The sequence below is a fragment of the Sphingomonas sp. SRS2 genome, from assembly GCF_000971055.1.
Classification (GTDB): Bacteria; Pseudomonadota; Alphaproteobacteria; order Sphingomonadales; family Sphingomonadaceae; genus Rhizorhabdus.
The window spans coordinates 1-1,633 of the sequence record NZ_LARW01000025.1 but is presented as its reverse complement, the minus strand read 5'-3'; the positions used below and the strand labels follow the sequence as shown (position 1 = coordinate 1,633).

The following is a 1,633-nucleotide window of genomic DNA, read 5'->3' as shown; positions in this document are numbered from 1 at the left end:
GCTCTCTCCAGGCGGGGACAACAACAACACGGCCGCCTCGGCGGCCTCTTTGTTCCCGCGAGCGATCGTAGCCCATCAGGGGCGAGACGCCAGCATGGCGGCTCGATCGGAGCTGCGAAGCGAAGATAGAACGCGGCCCGTAGGGGCGCGTCCAACCCTTGACGATCGGATCAATGGTAACATATATGGAACTTATGGTACTAAAAGAGTATGAGGACGGGGAAGGGCGAAGCCCGTTCGGACTCTGGTTCACCGCGCTGGATGCGGTAGCGGCCGCAAAGGTGACGGTGGCGCTCAACAAGGTAAAACGTGGCGCGCTTTCCAACGTCAAACCGGTGGGAGAGGGCGTCTCCGAATACAGGATCGATTTCGGACCTGGCTATCGCGTCTATTTCGGCATGGATGGCCAAACCCTCGTTATCCTCCTGAGTGGTGGAACGAAAAAGCGCCAGCAGCGTGACATCGACACCGCCAAGTCGCTGTGGGCAGACTACAAGGCGCGCAAGAAAGGAAGATCGTGATGGCTCTCACTCGCAACTTCAAGGATACCGTGCGTGCGCGTGTTCAAGCGGACCCGGCATTTCGCTCGGCGCTCCTCACCGAAGCCGTCAATGCCTTCCTCCTAGGTGATATCGACACGGGAAAGGCAGTCCTTCGCGACTACATTAAGGCGACGGTGGGTTTCGAGGAACTGGCCGAACAAACCGGAAGGCCGTCCAAGAGCCTGATGCGGATGTTCAGCCCGGCGGGCAATCCGGCTGCCGACAACCTGTTCTCGGTCATCAGCACGCTACAACGCGCATCGGGCGTAACACTGGAAGTTCGCGCCGCGTGATTTGAATCGTGAAAACGACAATTTTCCTCTTTCGTTCTCATCGGCCATGACTCATAGAATCGTCATGCCGATCGCGCGGGAACATCGCTGGCTCTACCCGATCGACTGGCGCGAGCTGTCCGACGTCGTCCGGTTTCGCCGCGCCAAGGGGCGCTGCGAGCACTGCCGCCGCCCGCACGGCCGCGACGTGCTGCATTTAGGGAATGGCGTCTGGTGGGACGAGGACGCGGCAAGCTGGCGCGACGGGCGGGGCAGGGGGGTTCGCCGCCTGCCGACGCCGGACGAGCTGGCGCGAGCGCAGCCTGGATTTGTCGGCATCGATCCGCCCGCCCATGTGCGGATCACGCATGTGGTCCTCGCCAGCGCGCACCTGAACCACGATCCCGGCGACAACCGGCCGCGCAACCTCGCCGCGCTTTGCCAGCGCTGCCACATGGTCCACGACGCGACCGAACATCGCCGGCGCCGGTGGCGCAACTCCTTCCGACTGCGCGCAATCGGCGACCTGTTCGCCTGACTGCGTGCCGTAGGACCGGCCTAAAGGGTTGGATGGGTGGGACAAAGACGCGGCCGGCGAAGAGACGGCCTCCTAGGCCGGTTGGCTAAGCGAGCTGCGTCCGCCGGGTATGTGGCGATAGAGCGTCGATGGCTGCACCCCAAGCTGCTGCGCGGGCTCTGTTGCAAAGATTGGCGGCAGTCAGAGGTAGGCTGTCGCTCTGCGCCGATCAGGCGGCTGCTGCGAAATGGTGGTTGAGCATGCCCATGGCCTCCGTCAGCGCCGAGGGCCCAATGCCAAAA

Annotated in this window: 3 protein-coding genes; all 3 read left to right on the top strand. The window is 63.0% G+C overall.

Annotated elements, in window-relative coordinates:
• Window positions 1-185: 185 nt before the first annotated feature.
• The 3 genes from WP12_RS00155 to WP12_RS00145 all read left to right on the top strand — a co-directional run bounded on the left by WP12_RS00155 (window position 186) and on the right by WP12_RS00145 (window position 1,352).
• Window positions 186-521, top strand: a complete 336-nt coding sequence (locus tag WP12_RS00155) for a type II toxin-antitoxin system RelE/ParE family toxin (protein ID WP_327196180.1) — start codon at window positions 186-188, stop codon at window positions 519-521.
• A complete protein-coding gene (locus WP12_RS00150; protein WP_046191747.1) occupies window positions 521-835 on the top strand; it encodes a helix-turn-helix domain-containing transcriptional regulator in 315 nt (104 codons plus the stop codon). Before WP12_RS00155 ends, WP12_RS00150 begins: the two co-directional genes overlap by 1 nt.
• 64 nt (window positions 836-899) lie before the next feature.
• Complete coding sequence (locus tag WP12_RS00145) at window positions 900-1,352, top strand: hypothetical protein (RefSeq protein WP_046191746.1); 453 nt, start codon at window positions 900-902, stop codon at window positions 1,350-1,352.
• The last annotated feature ends 281 nt before the right edge of the window (window positions 1,353-1,633 follow it).

Excerpts from the sequence above, each read along its gene's own strand:
- WP12_RS00155 (WP_327196180.1), top strand. The coding sequence starts at position 186 with ATGGAACTTATGGTACTAAAAGAGTATGAGGACGGGGAAGGGCGAAGC.
- WP12_RS00150 (WP_046191747.1), top strand. The coding sequence starts at position 521 with ATGGCTCTCACTCGCAACTTCAAGGATACCGTGCGTGCGCGTGTTCAA.
- WP12_RS00145 (WP_046191746.1), top strand. The coding sequence starts at position 900 with ATGCCGATCGCGCGGGAACATCGCTGGCTCTACCCGATCGACTGGCGC.